This is a genomic window from Actinomyces sp. HMSC075C01 (assembly GCF_001812965.1).
GTDB lineage: Bacteria > Actinomycetota > Actinomycetes > Actinomycetales > Actinomycetaceae > Actinomyces > Actinomyces acetigenes.
The window spans coordinates 1-1,148 of sequence record NZ_KV810999.1 but is presented as its reverse complement, the minus strand read 5'-3'; the positions used below and the strand labels follow the sequence as shown (position 1 = coordinate 1,148).

At 56.8% G+C, this 1,148-nt stretch carries 1 protein-coding gene; it reads right to left on the bottom strand.

Annotated features, from left to right (window positions below; translation table 11 throughout):
- Positions 1–114: 114 nt before the first annotated feature.
- On the bottom strand, positions 115–1,148 hold a 1,034-nt coding region (locus tag HMPREF2883_RS07915), incomplete at its 5' end, for a C2 family cysteine protease (protein ID WP_218079132.1).

Sequence of the window (1,148 nt, the reverse complement as noted above, 5' to 3'; positions counted from 1 at the left end):
TTTTGGTTGACTGCCAACATATTGTGGGACGAAGTTTCCCGGGGAGCCAGTTACTTCTACGCCATGAGAGTGTTTCATGTCCACCATTACCCGCTCTCTTAAGAGTGCTTGCCGTCAGGGAACCTGGCCGATGTCAGTACGAGCGAAGTGCTTCTCATAATCTTCTCGAGTGATTCGGATCAGGCCGCCATCCTTCCTGCCATCATTGGGAGTGTCATTCCCGCCCCAGGGGTTGCGTAGGGTAACATACTCGTCGTCGATGTCGACAACCGTGTACGCATGGGATGATTTCTCCGTTTTAGAATCATGGTCATAGTCTCCCCCAACGAGGCGGCACTCAGTTTCCTGGTCTGGCGCCTCGCCATTGACACCAGGATTCTTGGTGTCAATCTTACCGTCCCCGTTGGTGTCAGTAGCAGCATTGACCGTGTCACCATTGCCGAAGCTCCCCCCTCTTGTTGAGGCGACAACGACTTGCCCGGAGTCAACAGCGCTCTTGATGTTGTTCCACTCGCTTTGGTCGTACTTGTGGTCCTCTTTCGGGAAGGTCAAGCCGAACCAGCCAGGTTCCGAGCCCCATGTGTCGACACTATAAGACTTACTATGGGTGATCTGCGGAATTGTGTCGACTGCTCTACCACCGTCGGCGAGGTCTTGGAATCCGAAGTGTTGGCCGTAGGCACGTTCGTAGATGCTCATGAGGGTGGGTCGTCCCTGATGGTCTTTGGTACCGCCAGAGTAGTAGTCATCCACGTCGACGTCGACGGGTTTGCCGTTGTCGTAGAGGGTGACGACGAAGCAGCCCTTCCCCTCGTCCCACCTGACTTGGTCCCGCAGCTTTTGCTGGCCGTCCTCAGTCCGGGAGTAGCCCTGCAGCGTGGCAAGCAGGTAGCAGTCACCAATACCCCTTTGATTGGCGTCGGGGTCCCAGTCACCCTTGCCGTCGGCCTGCTCCCGCAACCGAGCAATATCCTCCTCCGAAAACGGAGCAAGCCCAAATGGAGCCATCATCATTTGCCGAACAAGATGCTGCAGACGCTTCTTATCCTTTTCTCGACTATCTGCCGCTGCCGCAGCTCCACCATTCTTCCCACCTCCAGGCCCCGCGCTTGTTGCGGTGCCGAGTGAGGCGGCGGCGGTGGCTGCTG